A 19,439-nucleotide genomic window follows, 5' to 3' on the forward strand; every position below is an offset into this window, starting at 1 on the left:
CTTCGTCGCTTCGCTCCTTGCAATGACGAGGAGAGAGCGAGAGACATAAACACAAAGGAAACGCCATGATCGAATTCTTCTTCGACTGTTCCAGCCCCTGGACCTATCTCGCCTTCCACAACATTCAGCCGCTGGCAAAGGAGCTCGGCGTCAAGATTGTCTGGCGGCCGATCCTGGTCGGCGGCATCTTCAACACCGTCAATCCCAGCGTCTACGCCCAGCGCGAGACGCCGGTGCCGCTGAAGGCGCGCTACGTGAAGAAGGACCTCGCGGACTGGGCGCGCTCGGCTGGGCTGTCGATCAAGATGCCGCCGACCGTATTCCCGGTGAACAGCGTCAAGGCCATGCGCGGCTGCATCTGGCTGGGTGCGGACATGGTGCCGTTCGCCACCGCCGTGTTCGAGGCCTATTGGGGCGGTGACAAGGACATCTCGCAGGATGCGGTGCTCGCCGGGATCTGCAAGAAGGTCGGCATCGACGAGCAGAAGTTTTTCGCGGGCATTTCGGAGCAGGCGATCAAGGACCAGCTCAAGGCCAACACCGAAGAAGTCATTGCGCGCGGCGGGTTCGGCTCGCCGACGATCTTCGTCAACAAGACCGACATGTATTTTGGCAACGACCGGCTGCCGTTGATCCGCGAGGCCCTGCTGCGCAGCAAGGCGAGTGCGGCCTGATGGTGCGAGCCGTCGTCTGCCGCGAACTCGGCGCGCCCGAAACGCTGCGGCTGGAAGAATTTCCATCGCGCGTCCTGAAGCCGGGCGAGGTGCGCGTCGCAATTCGTGCTGCGGGCCTCAATTTTCCTGACGTGCTGATGGCCGCCGGCGAATATCAGCTCAAGCCGGAGCTGCCGTTCACACCCGGCATGGAGGCCGCGGGCGACGTGACCGAGGTGGGCGCGGAGGCGAGCGGCGTCGCGGTCGGCGACAAGGTCATCGTGAAGATGCGCCATGGCGCGTTCACCGATGAAGCGGTGGTGACGCCCGGCCAGCTCACGCCGAAGCCGTCGACGTTCGATTATGCAGAGGCCGCGACCTATCTCGCCGGCCATGGCACCGCCTATCATGCGCTGATTGATCGCGGTCGGATCGAGCCGGGCGAGGTACTGCTGGTGCACGGCGCCGGCGGCGGCGTCGGCCTCGCCGCCGTCGAACTCGGCAAGATGCTCGGCGCGACCGTGATCGCGACGGCCTCCAGCGACGAGAAACTTGCGATTGCCAAAGCGCGCGGCGCCGATCACCTCGTGCGCTATGATCGCGAGCCGTTCCGCGACGCCGTCAAGCGCATCACCGACGGCCGCGGTGCGGACGTGGTGTTCGATCCCGTCGGCGGCGAGGTGTTCGAGAACTCGATGCGCTGCATCGCCTGGGGCGCCCGGCTGCTGGTGATCGGCTTCACCGGCGGCATCGGCTCGGCCAAGACCAATCTGCTGCTGATCAAGGGCGCCAGCGTGCTCGGCGTGCGTGCGGGCGAGGCCGTGCGGAAAAATCCGGCGCTCGGTGAAGTGCGCCTGAAGGCGCTGCTGCAATGGGCGGAGGAGGGCAAGCTGCGCCCCAACGTCTCGCACCGCCTGCCGCTGGAGGACTACGCGAAGGCGATGCGGCTCTTGCTCGATCGCGAGGCGATCGGGCGCGTGGCGCTGGTGATGGAGTGAGGGTGCCGCTGAACTGTAGGGTGGGTTACGCCCTGCAGATGCGCGAAGCGCATCTGCTCGGCGTAACCCACCACTTCTGTATCCGCGGAGATCAAAGAGGTGGGTTACGCCTTCGGCTAAGCCACCCTGCGAAGCTCTACTTATACTCCCGCTCCGTCCACCACGGAAAATAGTCCGGCATGTCGCTGGACACCTTGTTCTTGAACTGCGCCGGCCGCTTCTCCAGGAACGACACCACGCCTTCCTTCACATCGTCCGAGCGGCCGCGGGCATAGATGCCGCGGCTGTCGACCTTGTGGGCTTCCATCGGATCGTCGGCACCCATCATGCGCCACATCATCTGGCGGATCAGCGCCACCGAGACCGGCGCGGTCTTGGCTGCGAACTCCTTGGCGAGCGCGCGGGCGGTCGGCAGCAGATCGTCCGGGGCGACGACCTTGCTGACGAGGCGCCCCGCGAGCGCTTCCTGTGCCGGGAACACGCGGCCGGAATAACACCATTCCAGCGCCTGCGAGATGCCGACGATGCGCGGCAGGAACCAGCTCGAGGCCGCCTCCGGCACGATGCCGCGCTGGGAGAACACGAAGCCGAAGCGCGCGGCGTCGGACGCGATGCGGATGTCCATGGCAAGCTGCATGGTGACGCCGATGCCGACGGCGGGGCCGTTGACCGCGGCGATGACAGGCTTCAGGCATTTGAAGATGCGCAAGGTCACTTGTCCGCCGCCGTCGCGTACCTGCGGATCGCTGTAGTCGACCTTGCCGTCGGCGAAGCGCTTCACCGGGCCGCGCCGCGCGTCGCGATCGAAGGTGTCGGCGCCCGACGAAAGATCAGCGCCCGCGCAGAAACCGCGGCCGGCGCCGGTGACGATGATGGCGCGGACGTTGTCGTCCTTGTCGGCGGCGTCAAACGCGTCGATCAGCTCGGCCTGCATCTGTGCGTTGAAGGCGTTGAGTTTGTCGGGCCGGTTCAGAGTGATGGTGAGGATCTGCTCGGCGACCTCGTATTTGATCGTCTCATACGCCATGGTGGTTTCCTTCCTTTTATTGTCTTCACTGCGTCAGTAGCGGAGGCACTGACCCTCCCCTGGAGGGGGAGGGTCGATCGCGCGGAGCGCGAGCGGGGTGGGGTGATCTCTCCTCTTGGGCACTGTCGGACGCGGAGAGACCGTCACCCCACCCCGTCTCACACGTCGCTGCGCTCCATGTGAGCCGACCCTCCCCCTCCAGGGGAGGGTAAGCAAGAGGCTCCGCATGCTGCCTGTCTCAAATCATTCGGGCTTGCGCCTAAAGGGCGCGCTTCCGGGATGCGAGAGGGTCTTACATCGCCGGCGGGCTCGGCCAGGGCTTCTGCGGGCCGCGCAGGCTCTCAAACGCCTTGGCCATGCCGAGCACGCCGATATCGTCGAAGCGGCGGCCGACGATCTGCACGCCGATGGGAAAACCCTTGGCATCGAAGCCGCCATTGATGGAGATGGCGGGATTTTCCGACATATTCCATGACACGGTATAGGCGATGTGCTCGAACGGCTTCATCGGATCGTTAGTGGGCGAGGCCCAGTCCGCGGGGTAGTTCACGTTCGGCGCGGTCGGCGAGACCAGGTAATCGAGCTCGCAGAACAGTTTCGCGGCGGCTGCGCGGATCGCCATGGTCTGGTTGAAGCCGCGGATCACGTCGACGCCCGACAGCTTCGCGCCGGACTCACCCCATTTGAAAATGTAGGGTAGCACCTTTGCCTGTTCGGCCGGCGTCAGCTTCGACAGATCGTCCCACATCCGCGCGCGCCAGAAATTGTCGAGGCCGTCGAGCATCTCGCGCGTGAGGATGCCGTCGACTTCGGTGATGACGCTGCCTGCGGATTCGAACGCCTTTGCGGCCTTCACCGCGACGTCTCGCACCGGCTTCTCCAGCGCCAGGCCGCAGCCGGGATCGAGCATCAGGCCGATGCGCAGCTTGCGCGGTGACTTCTCCAGCCCCTTCCAGTTGAGCGGCTCGGCCGGCAGGCTCATGCCGTCGCGCCGGTCGGGCTTTGCGATCACGCTCATCATCAGCGCACAATCGTCGACGGTGCGGGTCATGGGACCGGCGACGCGGCCGACATAGGTGGGGTCGATCGGCACGCGGCCAAAGCTCGGCTTCAGGCCGACGAGGCCGCACCAGCCCGCGGGCAGGCGGACCGAGCCGCCGATATCGGTGCCGAGATGCAGCGGACCGTAGCCGGCCGCCGCGGCAGCGCCGGCACCCGCGCTGGAGCCGCCGGGATTCTTGGAGAGGTCCCAGGGATTGCGCGCCAGCGCATGGAAGCTGGAGAGCCCCGAGGACAGCATGCCGTAATCGGGCATGGTGGTCTTGGCGAAGATGATGGAGCCTGCCTCGCGCAGGCGCGCGGCGGGCGGGGCATCCTTCTCGGCCGGCACCAGCTTGACGCTCGCGGCGCCCAACGGCACCGGCACGCCCTTGGTCGCGATGTTGTCCTTCACAGTCACAGGCACGCCGTCGAGCGCGCCCGAGGGCTCGCCCCCGGACCAGCGCGCGGTCGAGGCCTTTGCGGCCTCACGCGCGCGGTCGGGATCGAACGCATAGAGCGCCTTCAGATGCGGTTCCCACGCGGCGACGTGCGCGAGCACGTCCTCCAGCACCTCGCTCGGCGAGAACTGCTTGGCCCGATAGCCCGCGATCAGATCGACCGCGGACAGATCGTGCAGCGAAGTGACCGCCTCTTCGACGCGCTTTTTCTGCATTGCTAGCCCACCGGCATGCGCGTTTCGATGATGCGGGCGAACATGCTGGCGCCGATCGGCAGGATCTTGTCGTCGAGCACGAAGCCCGGATTGTGCACCGGCACCGAGCCGTCATGGCCGACCCAGAAATAGGCGCCGGGAATGGTCTGCAGCATGTCGGCGAAATCCTCGCTGCCCATCTTCGGCTGGGTGCGGGTGATCACGTTGGCGGGGTCGACGATCGTGCGCGCGACTTCCTCGACCACCTTGGACTGCTCGACCTGGTTGACCAGCACGTCGAAGGTGTCGCGGATGTCGACGTCGATCACGCACTGATAGGCGCTGGCAATGCCGGCGCTGATCGTGCGAATGCGCTCGGCGATCAGGGTGCGGACTTCTTTCGAGAAAGTGCGGATGGTGCCGCAAAGATGCGCGTCGCCAGGGATGACGTTGTAGGCGGATCCGGCGTGAATCTGCGTGATCGAGATGACGGCGGCCTGCAGCGGCTCGACGTTGCGGCTGACGATGGTCTGGATCGCCTGTGCCAGCGTGGTCGCGATGATCACCGCGTCCTTGGAGCGTTCCGGCATCGCGCCATGCGCGCCGTAGCCGGTGATGCGGAGGTCGAAGAAGTCGGCGCTGGCCATCGCGGGGCCGGGCAGGATCGCGATCTCGCCGTGGTTGAGGTCGGGCGCGTTGTGCAGGCCGTAGAGCTCGTCGCACGGAAACTTCTCGAACAGCCCGTCCTTGATCATCGCGCGGGCGCCGCCAAGGCCTTCCTCGGCCGGCTGGAAGATCAGGTGCACGGTGCCGTCGAAGTTCCTGGTCTCGGCGAGGTAGCGCGCGGTGCCGAGCAGCATGGTGGTGTGGCCGTCATGGCCGCAGCCGTGGAAGCGGCCGGGGATCTTCGAACTCCATTTCAGATTGGTGTTCTCTTCCATCGGCAGCGCGTCCATGTCGGCACGCAGGCCGATGCGCTTGCTCCCAGTGCCCTTGCCCTTGATGACGCCGATCACGCCGGTGCCGCCGAGACCGCGATGCACTTCGATGCCCCAGCTCGTCAGCTTGTCGGCGACGATGCCGGAGGTGCGTACTTCCTCGAAGCCGATCTCGGGATGCGCATGAAGGTCGCGCCTGATAGCAGTGAGTTCGTCGGCATAGCCGTCGATACGCTCGAGTGTGGGCATGTGTTCCTGTCCGGTTAGCGTGAAGGGGGATTGAAAACGGGGCCGTTCGGCTTGATGCGGATGCCCGGACGCAGGCGCGTCCAGGGCAGCGAAGCGGTGTCGGCCGGCATCGCGCCGGGCGCGGCGCAGATCATCAGCTTTTCCGCGATCGGCTCGAAATCGGCGCGGAAGTGCACCGAGCTCTTGTTGACGAGAATCTTCTCTTCGGTCGGCTCGATGCCGACGTAGCGATACATCGCCTGGTCGGCGAGCTGCGCCTTGTGGGAGGAGACGACAACGCGGACGTCGCCGATGCGCAAGCACGCCGACGGGCCCATCTCCATCTCGCGGCCGCCATAATAGGGGCCCGCCGCGATGAAGCGGCCGTCGGAGAGTTTTTCGACGACGAAGGTCTCGCGATAGGGCTCGTCACCGGGAATGCCGGACTTGCCGCCGAGCGACAGCGTCACGGTGGCGCCGACGCCGGCCGCATGGGCGGCTTGGGCCGATTCCGGATCGTAGATCGCGCCGGTCGCGGCGCTGGCCTTGTTGCGGACCAGCGCGCGCAGCATGCCGGTGGTGTCGGAATCGCCGCCGGCGCCGGGATTGTCCTGGGTATCGGCGATGATGATCGGCTTGCTGGCGTTCTTCGAGAGTTCCATGGCATGACGCACGCCGTCATCCGGCGACCAGATCTTGCCGTCGAAATCGTCCTCGTGGCTCTCGATCAGCTTCACGACGGCATCGGCCGCGCGGTCGGCATCTTCCTGCGTCTTGCCATAGGCGAACACGCTCGGGCCGCAGTCGCGGAAATCGGCGGCGGGGAAGCCCGGCGCGAACGAGAGCGTCGGAACCGCATCGCCCTCGAGCGCGGCCAGCTGTTCGTAGATGCCCTTGGTGGGAAAATCGTTGGTGCATTGCCAGCTGATCGCGATCAGGAATGGCAATTGGCGGAACGACTTTGCGAAACGCTGTTTCGTGTTCAGGAGCAGCGCGAGGTGCTTCGCCGAGGCGCGGCCGGTCTCGGCCATGTCGACATGGGGATAGGTGCGGTAGGCGATCAGCGCGTCCGCATGTTCCATCATCTCTGGCGTGACGTTGGCGTGCAGGTCGAGGCTGGCGACCAGCGGAACATCCTTGCCGATGACGCGGCGCACGCGCGCCAGGATCTCGCCTTCGCCGTCGTCGAGGTGCTCCGTCACCATGGCGCCGTGCAGGTCGAGATAGACCGCATCCAGCGGGCCGGCGGCCGCGATGCCGTCGACCATCACCTTGACGATGCGCTCGAACGCATCCTCGGTGACATGCGCGGACGGGCTCGCCCCACAGGCGATGGTCGGAACCAGTTCCCAGCCGCTGGCTTCGGCGCTGTCGACGAAGCCGGCGAGGCCGACATTGATGCGCCGCATCACCTTCAGCACGTCGGGCCCTTCAGTCATCGCCGGCCAGCCGCCGCCGTGCTGGAAGTCCGCGAATGTCGCCTTCGTCGGAGCGAAGGTGTTGGTCTCGTGCAGGAAGCCGCCGACGGCGATACGTGTCATCAATTCCAGTCCAGTGAGCAAAGAGGGGGGGACGTTAGCCTTGGCCTTGCGGAGAGAGCAAGGCGGGACGCACTCGCGCCGCGCATAGGGTCAAGACGTTTTGGGAATGCTGCTCTGCCGTCATTCCGGGGCGCGCCACTTGGCGCGAGCCCGGAATCCATCGTGCGGCAAACTCGGTGGCTCGATGGATTCCGGGCTCATCGCTTCGCGATGCCCTGGAATGACGGCGGGAAGAGCTAAGCCGTCGCCGCCATACCTTCCGACACCGGCCGGAAGTTCGCGAAATCCCAGCCGCGGCCCGGTGCAGCTTCCAGCAAGGCCTTTGTATAGTCCTCTTTCGGATGCGTCAGCACCTCGGCGGCGGGGCCCTGTTCGACGACGCGGCCATGCTGCATCACCACGACCTCGTCGCAGATCTGGGCTGCGACGCGCAGATCGTGGGTGATGAACAGGATCGCAATGCCGAGCCGATTCTGGATTTCGTCGAGCAGTTCCAGCACCTGCGCCTGCACCGAGACGTCGAGTGCGGAGACTGCTTCGTCGGCGACCAGCACGTCCGGATCGAGCGCGAGCGCCCGCGCGATGGCGATGCGCTGGCGCTGGCCGCCGGAGAACTGGTGCGGATAGCGCGTCACGGCGTCCGCGGGCAGGCCGACCAGCTCGAGCAGCTCACGGGCGCGCTTCATCGCATCGGCATGCGAGGTGCCGTAATTGATCGGGCCTTCGGCGATGCTCTCGCCGACGGTGACGCGCGGGTTGAGCGAGCGATAGGGATCCTGGAAGACGATCTGGATCTTCTTGCGGTGCGGCTGGAGCAGGCGACGCGAGATGTCGGAGATCTCGCGGCCGGCGAGGCGCACGCCGCCGGAGGTCGGGTCGATCAGGCGGACGATGCAGCGCGCCACCGTCGACTTGCCCGAGCCGCTTTCGCCGACGATGCCGAGCGTGCGGCCCTTGCGCAGCGTCAGCGTGACCTTGTCGGCGGCGACTACTTCGCGGCCTTTGCCGAAGAAGGAGCGTTCCTTGTAGACCTTGCTGAGGTCGTTGGCCTCCAGCACCACCGGCTCGCGGCTGTCCTCGCGCGGGGCGCGCGGCACCAGGCTCGGCACCGCCGACAGCAGGTTGCGGGTGTATTCCATGGTCGGGTTGCGCAGCACGGTCTCGAGCGGACCGGTTTCCACCAGCCGGCCCTGCCGCATCACCGCGACGCGGTCGGCGATCTCGGCGACGACGCCCATGTCGTGGGTGATGAACAGCACAGCCGTGCCGTGATCGCGCTGAAGGTCGCGGATCAGGGTCAGGATCTGCTTCTGCGTGGTGACGTCGAGCGCGGTGGTCGGCTCGTCCGCGATCAGCAGCTTCGGCTCCAGCACCAATGCCATCGCGATCATGATGCGCTGGCGCTGGCCGCCGGAGAGGCGGTGCGGATAGGAGGCGAAGATGCGCTCGACCTGGGGCAGGCGGACCTGCTCCATCATGTCCAGGATGCGCTTCTTGCGCGCCTTCGCGTCGAGATTGGTATGGGCGCGCAGGACTTCGTCGATCTGGCGGCCGACCGGCACCACTGGATTGAGCGCGGTCATCGGCTCCTGGAAGATCATCGCCATCTGCGTCGCGCGCAGCTGCCGCAGGCGGCGGTCGGTCGCGGTGAGAATCTCCTCACCGACCAGCTTGACGCTGCCGCCGGTCGGAACCAGCGTGCCTTTCGGCAGCAGGCCCATCGTGGTCAGCGAGGTCACCGACTTGCCCGATCCGCTTTCGCCGACGAGGCACAGCGTCTCGCCCTTGTGCACCTGGATCGAGATGCCGTCGATGATCTTTGGCCCGCCCGGTTTCTTGCCGACGGAGACGACGAGGTTGTTGATGTCGAGAACTGGGTTGGTCATCACTTTGTCGCTCATCACTTCCCCTCCCGCTGCTTCATGCGGGGGTCGAGGGCGTCGCGTGCGGCGTCGCCAATCAGATTGATGCTGAGGATGGCGATCGAGAGCAGCAGGCCCGGCCAGAAGATCAGCGTCGGCTTGAGCTGAAAATACTGGCGGCCTTCGGCCATGATGTTGCCCCAGGTCGGCGTCTCCGGCGAGATGCCGGCACCGAGGAAGGAGAGGATAGCCTCGGTGAGAATCGCCGAGGCACAGACGTAGCTGCCCTGCACGATCAGCGGTGCGATCGTGTTCGGCATCAGATGTCGCCACATGATCTTCGGGAGCGACGAGCCGACCGATATCGCGGCTTCGACATAGGGCTCCTCGCGCGCCGACAAGACGACCGAGCGAACCAGACGTGCCACGCGCGGGATTTCCGGGATGGTGATGGCAACCATCACGGTCCAGATGCTGGCGCCGGACAGCGACACCACGGCGATCGCGAGCAGGATGCTCGGCATCGCCATCAGGCCGTCCATGACGCGCATCAGGACGGAATCGACCAGCTTGAAGAAGCCGGAGACGAGGCCGATCGCAAGGCCGATGACGATCGCCAGGATCGCCGAGCCGATGCCGATCAGCAGCGAGATGCGCCCGCCATAGATGACACGTGAGAGCAGGTCGCGGCCAAAGGCGTCGGTGCCGAGCAGGAACTGCGCCGAGGAGGGCTTCAGCCGCTGCGACGGCGCAAGCTGGATCGGATCATGCGGCGCGATCAGCGGCGCGAGGATCGAGACCAGTACGATCAGCACAAGGCAGACCGTGGCCGCCGCGATGATCGGCGTCGAGGTGAGGAATCCGAAGCGCGGCCGCAACGGCGCCGTGATCGGAATGGAAGACTGGGGAAGGCTATCGACCGACATGTGTTGTTACCCTTGCCTCAGTACCGGATCCGGGGATCGAGCAGCGTGTAGGCGACGTCGATCAGCAGATTGACGACGACGTAGATCAGCGAGGTCAGCAGGATCATCGCCTGGATCACCGGATAGTCGCGCGCCAGCACCGCGTCCACCGTGAGGCGGCCGATGCCGGGGATATTGAACACGCTCTCGGTGACGACGACGCCGGAGATCAGCAGCGCAAAGCCGGTGCCGATCACGGTGATCACGGGCACAGCTGCGTTGCGTAGCGCATGTCGCATCATCACTGCGACCTCGTTGATACCCTTGGCGCGCGCCGTTCGGACGTAATCCTCGCCGAGCACGTCGAGCATGGCCGCGCGCGTCATGCGCGCGATCAACGCGACGTAAATGAAGGACAGCGCGCAGGTCGGCAGGATGATGCGCTCGAAGAAGGGTCCGAAGCCGTTGAAGATGCTGCGGAAGCCCTGCACCGGCACCCAGCGCAGGTCGATCGCGAACACCTGGATCAGGAGATAGCCGACCACGAACACGGGCACCGAGAAGCCGAGCACGGAGAGACCCATCACGAAGCGGTCGATCCAGGTGCCATGCTTCCATGCCGCGATCACGCCCAGGGGGACGGCGACAATGACCGCGAGGACGATGGTCGAGAGCGCGATCGAGATCGACGGCTCGACGCGCTGGCTGATCATCTTGATGACCGGCAAGTTGGAGATCAGCGACGTTCCGAGGTCGCCGTGCAGCAGCTTGTTCACCCAGGTGATGAACTGCACGATCAACGGCTCGTTGAGGCCGAGGGAGTCGCGGATGCGCTCCAGCCGTTCAGGTGTCGCGTTGTCACCGGCGAGAATTGCGGCGGGGTCGCCCGGGGTCAACCGCAGCAGCAGAAACACGAACAGCGCGACGACACCCATCACGGGGACCGCCGCCAGAACGCGGCGAATGAGATAACCTAGCATGCACCTATCTCCGGCTGCGGAACGTGTGGCGCCTTGGGGCGCCCGTGGAATCTGTCGTGTTTATCATGCGCGCCTGTCATTCGGGCTGGGAAAGCCGGCCGGAGATGCCGACTTCGCGGGGCAAATTGTGTGCCAAGGGCAGGGCGGTATCAAGGGCCCGCCCTGCGCCCCATCGGAACCACTCAGGATGCATGACGCAGCTCGGTCTCAACCTTGAGTGAGGGGACGGTCGGCGGAGCGTTGAGCCCGCGCCAGCCGTCGATGGTCCCGGCAATCATCTGCGCGGTCGCGGCCGACAGGGTCCAGCCGAGATGGCCGTGGCCGGTGTTGAAGAACACGCCCGGTATCCGCCCTGCGCGCACCACCGGCATCATGTTCGGCATCATCGGCCGTAGCCCTGCCCACGGAACGACACGCGACGTCTCGACGTCGGGGAAGTTGCTGCGCACCCAGTCGACCAGCGGCTGCACGCGGTCGGCGCGAATGTCGCGGTTGAAGTCGTTGAATTCGGCGGTGCCGGCGACGCGGAAGCGATCGGCACCGAGCCGGCTGGTGACGATCTTGGCGGCTTCGTCGAGCAGGCTGACGGTCGGCGTCGCGTTGCGGCTCGCGGCGGTGTCGAGCTGCACGGTGATCGAGTAGCCCTTCACCGGATAGACGTTGACGCGCTCGTCGAGCAGGGTGGCGAAGTGACGGCTCGCCACACCTGCGCAAACCACGACGCCGTCCACCTTCAGCATGCCGCGCGCGGATGCGGCCGCATCGCTTGCGGACAGATCGGCCCAGCCGATGACAAAGCCGGCGCCGGCGCGAGCGATCGAATCGATGTTGGCCTCGTGAATGAAGGCGGCGCCGCGTCGCTTGCAGGCCTCGGCCAGCCCGCGGGTAAACTTGTGGATATCGCCGGTCGCATCCGACGGGGTGTAGAAGCCGCCGTAATAGTCCTTGCGCAGCGTCGGCTCGATGGCGCGGATTTCCTCCGGTGTCACCGGACGGCGGTCGAGGCCACCTTCCTGCAGCAGCGCGTTGACGCGCAGGCCGGATTCAAAGCCTTTCTTGTCGTGATAGATGTGGAGGATGCCGCGGCGTTCGAGATCGAAGTCGATGCCTTCGCGTGCCGCGATCTCGAACAGATGCTTGCGGGCTTCGATCGCAAGCCGCGTGGTCTCTATTGTGTTGGCGCGGTAGTTGCCGATGTTGGCGACGAACTCGCTCATCCAGGAATATTTGTGCCAGTTCGGCCGCGGGTTCATCAGCAATGGCGCGTCGCGCCGGAACATCCAGCGCAGGCCTTTGAGGATGGTCGCGGTGCTATTCCAGACCTCGGCGTTGCTGGCGGAGAGCTGCCCGCCGTTGGCGAAGGAGGTCTCCATCGCGGCGTAACGGTGCTTGTCGAGCACCGTCACCTTGTAGCCGCGTTCAAGCAGGGCATAGGCGGTCGTTACGCCGGTGATACCGGCGCCGATGATGGCGATATGGGTCATGGCAGGTTCGGGGCTCCCGTGAGTTAGAGTCGGCTAACCGCCGGCCGTAAAGCCGTTGGCGGCGCCCCATCTGTCACGGTTACCTGAGAGCTTGACCCGGCGCAGACCCCGTAAGGTCAGCTCCGGACTATCCCCTTCGGTGGACGTCACGACTTTCAGATCGTGCCGTCTCTCTCCAGATCGTCCTGACGATACAGTCCTTTTGCCTGAGAGTTTCCGGGGCGGTTGCTCCGTCGGCGCCGCAAGGAAGGCTGGAAGCCTTCGTTGCGATCTCTCCCGCATCGTCGCGTGGACCATCGAGCAGTACGATGCGCCTCATTTTTAGACAAGGCCAAATTTCGACCGTGACTGCCAACGGATTGTGCAGTGCAAGATTGATTCAATTTACTCGAGCGTCGCCAGCAAACCCGCCATCAGCCGGCCGCGCTCGACCAGGCTGTCGACCTCGATGAACTCCTCGAGCGTGTGGCCATTGCCGCCGCGCACGCCGAGGCCGTCGAGCGTCGGGATGCCCATCGCACCGGTGAAATTGCCGTCGGAGCCGCCGCCGGAGCTCGCATGCGGCAACTCGGCGCCGAGCGATTTGGCGATGCTGCGTGCCTTTTCATACAGCGCCATCGTGCCTGCATCCGGCTCCCATACGGGCCGGGTGACGCCGCGAGTCACCTTGAAGGAGACGTCGTTGGCCGTGCCCGACAGGGCCAGCATGCGCTCGACGCCGCGGTCGAGATCGGCCTGGCGTTTGGCCATCGACAGCGCTTCGCCGGTGGCGGTCGTGGCAACGCAGTTCACCCATTGTCCGCCATGCACGACGCCAACCGAGAAGGTGCAATCCTCCGTCGTCATCGCGTCGATCGCGAGGATCTGCCGCGCCATCTCGCGGATCGCAGAGCGTCCCGCCGACAGCGTTGCGCCGGCGTGGCTCGGCCGGCCCGTCGCCTCGAGATTGAAGCGCGCGATGGCGTAACGCCCGGTGGTGACGCCGTTGTCGGCGCGGCCCGGCTCGGGCACCAGCACATATTTGTTGCGCGCAGCCTCCGCCTCGATGATGTCGCGCGTCGAGGGCGTGCCGACTTCCTCGTCTGGCGTGAACAGCACGGTGATTGGCAGCGGCGTGGTGAAGGAGGCGCGCGCCAGCTGCCGGATCGCTTCCAGCGAGAGGTAGTTGCCGCCCTTCATGTCGTAGATGCCGGGGCCGTAGCACTTGTTGCCCTCGCGCCGCCATTTCAGCTTCTCGATGGTACCGACCGGGTGGACGGTATCCATGTGACCGGCGATCAGGATGCCGGGCTCGCCTTGCTTCGGATGCGGGAAGCTCGCGCGGATGACACCGCCGAAGCCCTGGCGGCCGGCGATGCGTTCGATCGTCGCACCCATGATTGCCATATCCCGCGCTGCGATATCGAGCATGCGGTTAACGGCACCGGCGTCCCAGGTCGGGCTCTCGCAGTCGACCCAGGTACGCAGGCCTTCGAGCATGGCCTCGGAATCGAAGGGAAGATTGGCTGGATTCATCTTAATGTCTCTCAAGCTTCGAAAGATGGAACGCGCATTGCATTGCGCTGGGCAGGACGAGCGGGGAGTGTTGTAGAGCCAAACCGATCTTTGTGGAGCCCGTGCGCGCGCCGCTTGGGCTTGCAGCTAAACCGGATTGACGCGCTCAACACTGTCTGCAAGTCTCGAAAAGATAAAGGCATTGCATGAGGTTAGTTCGCCTACGGAACGAACCGAATGCTCAACCTATAACCTGCCTTTGAACAGTTTCACGTCAGGAGAGACTTTTATGCTGAGCTTGATGCGCCGGGGGCGTCGCGCGTTCGCCTCCACACTTGCGCTTTCGGTCGTCGCACTTTCGACCGCAATGGCCTCGCCGGTATTTGCGGCCGGCAAGACCATCACCGCGGTGATGCATTCGGATCTGCGTATCATCGATCCGATCTTCACCACCGCCTACATCACGCGTGACCATGGCTACATGGTCTACGACACGCTGATCTCGACCGACTCGAACTTCAAGATTCAGCCGCAGATGGCGGACTGGAAAATCTCCGACGACAAGCTGACCTACACCTTCACGCTGCGCGACGGCCTGAAGTGGCATGACGGCGCGCCGGTGACGGCCGAAGACTGCGTCGCCTCGCTCAAGCGCTGGGCCGCGGTCGACGGCATGGGCCAGCAGATGATGCAGTTCACCGCGAGCATCGAGGCGACCGACCCCAAGACCATCACGCTGAAGCTCAAGGAGCCCTACGGCCTGGTGTTGGATTCGATCGGCAAGCCGTCCTCGCGCGTTGCCTTCATGATGCCGAAGCGCCTCGCCGAGACCCCGCCGGACAAGCCGATTCCCGAGCAGATCGGCTCCGGCCCGTTCAAGTTCGTCCAGGGCGAATTCCAGCCGGGCGTCAAGGCGGTCTACGTCAAGAACACCGACTACGTGCCGCGCAAGGAGCCGGCGAGCTGGACCACAGGCGGCAAGGTCGTGAAAGTCGACCGCGTCGAATGGGTCACCATGCCGGATGCGCAGACCGCAGTGAACGCGCTGCAATCGGGTGACATCGACTTCCTCGAGAACCCGTCGTTCGATCTCGTTCCCGTTCTCGAAGGCAACAAAGACCTCAACGTCCAGGTGCTGAACAAGTTCGGCTTCCAGACGCTCGGCCGCATGAACTTCCTCTTTCCGCCGTTCGACAACGTCAAGGTTCGCCGGGCGGCGCTGATGGCGATCAACCAGAAGGACGTACTCGATGCGCTGATCGGCAATCCCAAATACTACAAGATCTGCGGTGCCTTCTTCATCTGCGATACGCCGTTCGCGACCGACGTCGGTTCCGAATCGCTGGTCAAGGGCAACGGCATGGCGGAAGCCAAGAAGCTGCTGGCTGAGTCCGGCTATGACGGCACACCGGTCGTGATCATGGCGCCCGGCGACGTGACCACCCTGAAGGCCCAGCCGATCGTCGCCGCGCAGGCGCTTCGCGAAGCGGGCTTCAAGGTCGATCTGCAGGCGACCGACTGGCAGACGGTGGTCAGCCGCCGCGCCAGCCAGAAGCCCCCCAAGGAGGGCGGCTGGAACATGTTCTTCACCAACTGGGTCAGCGCCGACGTCTCCAACCCGATCTCCAATCTCTCGATTGGCGGCCAGGGCAAGAAGGGCGGCTGGTTCGGCTGGGCGGAGAACGCCAAGATCGAGAAGCTCAAGGACGACTTCGTCCGCGCCGCCTCGCTCGAGGATCAGAAGAAGATCGCGACCGAGATCCAGAAGGAAGCCTACGACCAGGTGATCTACATCCCGCTCGGCCAGTATCAGGCGCCGAGCGCGTGGCGGAAGTCGCTCACCGGCGTGATTGACGGCCCGGCGACCCCGGTGTTCTGGAACATGGACAAGACCGAGTAAGGCGAGGGCGTCTCGGGCCTTCCGTCTCGACCATCACGCGGCGCCGCTGTCATCAGCGGCGCCGCTCGCCAAAGAACTTCCCAAAAGCTTCCCAAGAAAACTTCCCAAGAGAACTTCCCAAGAAATTTCTCAGGAGAACTTTAGTGTTCCAACTCATGCGGCACGGGCGTCGGGCGGTTTCCTCCACACTTGCGATCTCAGTCGTCGCGCTTTCGGCACTGGCCTCGCCGGTTCTTGCCGCGGGCAAGACCATTACCGCCGTGATGCATTCGGATCTGCGCGTCCTCGATCCGATCTTTACCAGCGCCTATATCTCCCGTGACCATGGCTACATGGTCTACGACACGCTGCTCGCGACGGATTCGAACTTCAAGGTCCAGCCGCAGATGGCGGACTGGAAGATCTCCGACGACAAGCTGACCTACACCTTTATGTTACGCGATGGCCTGAAATGGCATGACGGTACGCCCGTCACCGCGGAAGATTGCGTTGCTTCGCTGAAGCGCTGGGCCGCCGTCGATGGCATGGGACAGCAGATGATGCTGTTCACCGCGAGCCTCGAGGCGACCGATCCCAAAACCATCACGCTGAAGCTGAAGGAGCCGTACGCGCTCGTGCTGGACTCGATCGGCAAGCCGTCCTCGCGGGTCGCCTTCATGATGCCGAAGCGTCTTGCCGAGACGCCGGTGGACAAGCAGATCCCCGAGCAGATCGGCTCCGGTCCGTTCAAGTTCGTGCAGGGCGAATTCCAGCCCGGCGTAAAGTCGATCTACGTCAAGAACACCGACTACGTGCCGCGCAAGGAGCCGGCGAGCTGGACCGCCGGCGGCAAGGTGGTCAAGGTCGATCGCGTCGAATGGATCACCATGCCCGACACGCAGACGGCGTTGAACGCGCTGCAGTCGGGAGACGTCGATTTCATGGAGAATCTCGCCCTCGACATGTTGCCCACCATCGAAGCCGACAAGGGGCTCAAGGTCGACATCCTGAATAAGTTCGGCTTCCAGACCGGCGCGCGGATGAACTTCCTTCATCCGCCATTCGACAACGTCAAGGTCCGCCGCGCGGCATTCCTCGCGATGAAACAGAAGGACGTGCTGGACGCGCTGATCGGCAATCCCAAGTTCTACAAGACCTGCGCAGCGGCCTTCATCTGCGACACGCCGTTCGCGACGGACGTTGGCGGCGAAACCTTGGCGAAGGGCGGCGACATGGCCGCGGCCAGGAAGGCGCTCGCCGAATCCGGCTACGACGGGACACCCGTCGTGCTGATGGCGCCGGGCGATGTGCTGACGCTGAAGGCGCAGCCGATCGTGGTGGCCCAGCAACTGCGCGACGCCGGCTTCAAGGTCGATTTTCAGGCGACCGACTGGCAGACGGTCGTGAGCCGGCGCGCCAGCATGAAGCCCCCGAAGGAGGGCGGCTGGAACATGTTCATCACCAACTGGGTGAGCGCCGACGCGTCCAACCCGATCTCCAACGTTGCCGTCGGCGGGCAGGGCAAGACGGGCGGCTGGTTCGGCTGGGCGGAGGATGCCAAGGTCGAGCAGCTCAAGGACGCTTTCGTCCACGCGACGTCGCTCGACGATCAGAAGAAGATCGCGGCCGAGATCCAGAAGGAAGCCTACGACCAGGTGCTCTACATGCCGCTCGGTCAATTCCAGATCCCGAGCGCGTGGCGGAAGTCGATCAGCGGCGTGATCGACGGCCCGGCAACGCCGGTGTTCTGGAATATGGAGAAGTCGGAGTAGGAAAAGCCGACTATGCGAAAGGGTGCTTTCGCACCTTTCGTGCAAACGAGCGGCGCCGCTGTCATCAGCGGCGCCGTTTTCGTCTGTCAGCTTCGCGTCAGCTTGGGAGTGGGAGCTTTGAGTTCTTCCAGCTTCCACTTGTTGCTATTTGTTTCTGTTCTGAACTAGATGATTTGCTCATTCATCACTTTCCTTCCCCGATTTGATTCCCGTGCCGATCGATTTTGCATTTCAGGCGATGGCCGAAAGGTCCGATCGCGCGCCATCGCGATGGCGCAGGCCTTTCCTGCGCTGGCTCGAGGGCGTCGAGGCGGGCTGGGCCGTGCCGCTGCTTCTGGTCTGCTTCGTCGTGATCTGGACGCTGTATCTGGCCATCGCCTATGCCGGCGGCGGCCTGCATCCCGATACGCTCGAGGCCTGGACGCTGGGGCGGAATTTCGCGTGGGGCTATCACAAGCATCCGCCGCTGATGGGCTGGATTGCTGCAAGCTGGACCTTCGTCTTTCCGCTGAGCGACTGGTCGCTGCAATTGATGGCGATGACCAATGCCGGGCTCGCATTGTTCTGCGTCGACCTCGTCGCGCGGCAATTCGTGACCGGCCACAAGCGCATCCTGGTGCTGTTGCTGTTGATGCTGACGCCGGCCTATCAATTCCATGCGCAGCGCTTCAATGCCAATGCGGTGCTGCTCGCGATCTGGCCGCTCGCGACCTGGTGCTTTCTGCGCGCGTTCGAAACCCGCAAGGCGTCGTGGGCGGTCGCGGTGGGCTGCACGACGGCGCTGGCGATGGTCGGCAAGTATTATTCGATCTTCCTCGTCGCCAGTTTCGCGCTTGCCGCACTGGCGCATCCGGCGCGGCGCGCCTATTTCACCTCGGCTTCGCCCTGGATTTCGGTCGTCACCGGGCTTGCGGTGCTGTCGCCGCACATCTATTGGCTCGCGACGACGGGGGCTTCGACCTTCACCTATGCGATGAACCACGCCAACGGCGATGTCGCGAGCTCGCTTGGCGAGGTGAAGAACTTTCTGCTGGGGCTGGCGGCGGCGATGAGCGTGTCAGCCGCGCTGTGGGTGCTCATCGCAGGCACGCGCCTGAAACAGTTTCGGGCTGACTTCGCCGCCATGAGTCCGGGCCTGCGGCTCCTGTTCTACGTCGCGATCGGCACGATCGTGCTGCCGGTCGTGACGTCGCTGGGGATGGGCACGGACCTGCCGTCGCTGTGGGCGTTGCAGGGGCTGTTCCTGTTCGTCGTGTTGATCGTCTGCGGCACGCGCTATCCGATCGAGCGCTTCTACACGGTCAACGTCGCGGTGATCACGGCCGGCGTCGCGCTCGCCGCCGTCCTGGTCGCGGCACCGATCCACGCTGTCTATCGCAACACCCATGGTTATGAAGAGGGGCGGAATCTCTACGCCCAGGCCGCGAGCGGACTGACCCGCGAGTGGCACGAACTCACCGGCCAGCCGCTGACCGCCGTCAGCGGCGACGATGCGCTGGCTTTCGCAACGGCGTTCTACAGTCCGGATCATCCGCAATACGCGCGGCCCTTCGAATTTCAATACAGCTGGGGCCTGCCGCGCAAGACGACGCTGGACCGCGGCTGGGCCGCGCTGTGCTTCCGCGGCCAGGACTATTGCAACCGGTGGATGGAATGGGTGTCTGCACGCGCTGGACATTTCGTCCGGCACGAGTTCACCGTGCAGGCGAGGCTGTGGGGGCAGGCCGGTGGGACGCGGGATGTGATCGTGATGATGGTGCCGCCGCGCGCAAGAAGCACGACGCCCGAGAATGCAGCGGAAGATTTCAGCGCCAGCAGGCGCGCGACCGACTAGGCCTTGCACTCAGCAATGGCTGTCGCGCACACCCTCCAAGCCTTCGCTCGCGAAAGGCGCTGGGAACGCGGCATGCTTCGGCTGCGGGGGCGGACGTTTCGTTTCCGCCGGCTCCCGGGCGTGATGGTCTTCGCGGAGTTCCGGTTCCATG

General features: G+C 64.7%; 14 protein-coding genes and 2 riboswitches. Of the genes, 5 read left to right on the forward strand and 9 right to left on the reverse strand.

What is annotated here, in order from left to right; translation table 11 throughout:
• Positions 1–65 precede the first annotated feature (65 nt).
• Both FNV92_RS13310 and FNV92_RS13315 read left to right on the forward strand, forming a co-directional pair.
• Positions 66–674: a 2-hydroxychromene-2-carboxylate isomerase gene (locus FNV92_RS13310; RefSeq protein WP_143840625.1), complete on the forward strand. Its 609-nt coding sequence runs from the start codon at positions 66–68 to the stop codon at positions 672–674.
• Entirely contained in the window at positions 674–1,651 is a 978-nt protein-coding gene (locus tag FNV92_RS13315) for an NADPH:quinone oxidoreductase family protein (protein ID WP_143840624.1), read from the forward strand. Before FNV92_RS13310 ends, FNV92_RS13315 begins: the two co-directional genes overlap by 1 nt.
• A gap of 136 nt (positions 1,652–1,787) precedes the next feature.
• Here the strand turns inward: FNV92_RS13315 and FNV92_RS13320 are convergent, their stop codons facing one another.
• The 9 genes from FNV92_RS13320 to FNV92_RS13360 form a co-directional block, all read right to left on the reverse strand.
• Positions 1,788–2,678 (reverse strand): crotonase/enoyl-CoA hydratase family protein, encoded by an 891-nt coding sequence (locus tag FNV92_RS13320; protein ID WP_015685180.1) that lies wholly within the window; start codon positions 2,676–2,678, stop codon positions 1,788–1,790.
• A gap of 292 nt (positions 2,679–2,970) precedes the next feature.
• A complete protein-coding gene (locus FNV92_RS13325; protein ID WP_143840623.1) occupies positions 2,971–4,392 on the reverse strand; it encodes an amidase in 1,422 nt (473 codons plus the stop codon).
• Positions 4,393–4,394: 2 nt separating this feature from the next.
• Positions 4,395–5,558: a M20 aminoacylase family protein gene (locus tag FNV92_RS13330; RefSeq protein ID WP_143840622.1), complete on the reverse strand. Its 1,164-nt coding sequence runs from the start codon at positions 5,556–5,558 to the stop codon at positions 4,395–4,397.
• Positions 5,559–5,572: 14 nt separating this feature from the next.
• On the reverse strand, positions 5,573–7,078 hold the full coding sequence (locus FNV92_RS13335; RefSeq protein ID WP_143840621.1) for a M81 family metallopeptidase: 1,506 nt from the start codon (positions 7,076–7,078) through the stop codon (positions 5,573–5,575).
• A 236-nt stretch (positions 7,079–7,314) separates the two neighbouring features.
• Positions 7,315–8,964: an ABC transporter ATP-binding protein gene (locus tag FNV92_RS13340; protein WP_041748809.1), complete on the reverse strand. Its 1,650-nt coding sequence runs from the start codon at positions 8,962–8,964 to the stop codon at positions 7,315–7,317.
• Between the two features lie 14 nt (positions 8,965–8,978).
• Entirely contained in the window at positions 8,979–9,866 is an 888-nt protein-coding gene (locus FNV92_RS13345; protein ID WP_143840620.1) for an ABC transporter permease, read from the reverse strand.
• A gap of 17 nt (positions 9,867–9,883) precedes the next feature.
• Positions 9,884–10,825, reverse strand: coding sequence for an ABC transporter permease (locus tag FNV92_RS13350; protein ID WP_015685186.1), 942 nt, complete (start codon positions 10,823–10,825; stop codon positions 9,884–9,886).
• Positions 10,826–11,007: 182 nt separating this feature from the next.
• Positions 11,008–12,309, reverse strand: a complete 1,302-nt coding sequence (locus tag FNV92_RS13355) for a D-amino acid dehydrogenase (RefSeq protein ID WP_143840619.1) — start codon at positions 12,307–12,309, stop codon at positions 11,008–11,010.
• Between the two features lie 68 nt (positions 12,310–12,377).
• Positions 12,378–12,490: riboswitch (glycine riboswitch) on the reverse strand.
• A 3-nt stretch (positions 12,491–12,493) separates the two neighbouring features.
• Positions 12,494–12,598, reverse strand: a riboswitch (glycine riboswitch).
• A gap of 95 nt (positions 12,599–12,693) precedes the next feature.
• Positions 12,694–13,824 carry a M20/M25/M40 family metallo-hydrolase gene (locus tag FNV92_RS13360; protein ID WP_143840618.1) on the reverse strand — a complete coding sequence of 377 codons (1,131 nt, stop codon included), beginning with the start codon at positions 13,822–13,824 and terminating at the stop codon, positions 12,694–12,696.
• Between the two features lie 268 nt (positions 13,825–14,092).
• On the opposite strand from FNV92_RS13360, the gene FNV92_RS13365 reads away from it, so the two are divergent.
• The 3 genes from FNV92_RS13365 to FNV92_RS13375 all read left to right on the forward strand — a co-directional run bounded on the left by FNV92_RS13365 (position 14,093) and on the right by FNV92_RS13375 (position 19,288).
• Entirely contained in the window at positions 14,093–15,703 is a 1,611-nt protein-coding gene (locus tag FNV92_RS13365; protein ID WP_143840617.1) for an ABC transporter substrate-binding protein, read from the forward strand.
• Positions 15,704–15,846: 143 nt separating this feature from the next.
• Complete coding sequence (locus FNV92_RS13370) at positions 15,847–17,454, forward strand: ABC transporter substrate-binding protein (RefSeq protein WP_168213232.1); 1,608 nt, start codon at positions 15,847–15,849, stop codon at positions 17,452–17,454.
• A 238-nt stretch (positions 17,455–17,692) separates the two neighbouring features.
• Positions 17,693–19,288, forward strand: a complete 1,596-nt coding sequence (locus FNV92_RS13375; RefSeq protein ID WP_244623708.1) for a glycosyltransferase family 39 protein — start codon at positions 17,693–17,695, stop codon at positions 19,286–19,288.
• Positions 19,289–19,439 lie beyond the last annotated feature (151 nt).

The organism is Bradyrhizobium cosmicum, from assembly GCF_007290395.2.
Taxonomy (GTDB): Bacteria; Pseudomonadota; Alphaproteobacteria; order Rhizobiales; family Xanthobacteraceae; genus Bradyrhizobium; species Bradyrhizobium cosmicum.

Bases quoted from the DNA above. Each gene is read 5' to 3' on its own strand.
- FNV92_RS13375 (WP_244623708.1), top strand. From the start codon at position 17,693: ATGGCCGAAAGGTCCGATCGCGCGCCATCGCGATGGCGCAGGCCTTTC.
- FNV92_RS13360 (WP_143840618.1), bottom strand. From the start codon at position 13,824: ATGAATCCAGCCAATCTTCCCTTCGATTCCGAGGCCATGCTCGAAGGC.
- FNV92_RS13365 (WP_143840617.1), top strand. From the start codon at position 14,093: ATGCTGAGCTTGATGCGCCGGGGGCGTCGCGCGTTCGCCTCCACACTT.
- FNV92_RS13320 (WP_015685180.1), bottom strand. From the start codon at position 2,678: ATGGCGTATGAGACGATCAAATACGAGGTCGCCGAGCAGATCCTCACC.
- FNV92_RS13355 (WP_143840619.1), bottom strand. From the start codon at position 12,309: ATGACCCATATCGCCATCATCGGCGCCGGTATCACCGGCGTAACGACC.
- FNV92_RS13340 (WP_041748809.1), bottom strand. From the start codon at position 8,964: ATGACCAACCCAGTTCTCGACATCAACAACCTCGTCGTCTCCGTCGGC.
- FNV92_RS13310 (WP_143840625.1), top strand. From the start codon at position 66: ATGATCGAATTCTTCTTCGACTGTTCCAGCCCCTGGACCTATCTCGCC.
- FNV92_RS13315 (WP_143840624.1), top strand. From the start codon at position 674: ATGGTGCGAGCCGTCGTCTGCCGCGAACTCGGCGCGCCCGAAACGCTG.
- FNV92_RS13350 (WP_015685186.1), bottom strand. From the start codon at position 10,825: ATGCTAGGTTATCTCATTCGCCGCGTTCTGGCGGCGGTCCCCGTGATG.
- FNV92_RS13335 (WP_143840621.1), bottom strand. From the start codon at position 7,078: ATGACACGTATCGCCGTCGGCGGCTTCCTGCACGAGACCAACACCTTC.
- FNV92_RS13330 (WP_143840622.1), bottom strand. From the start codon at position 5,558: ATGCCCACACTCGAGCGTATCGACGGCTATGCCGACGAACTCACTGCT.
- FNV92_RS13345 (WP_143840620.1), bottom strand. From the start codon at position 9,866: ATGTCGGTCGATAGCCTTCCCCAGTCTTCCATTCCGATCACGGCGCCG.
- FNV92_RS13325 (WP_143840623.1), bottom strand. From the start codon at position 4,392: ATGCAGAAAAAGCGCGTCGAAGAGGCGGTCACTTCGCTGCACGATCTG.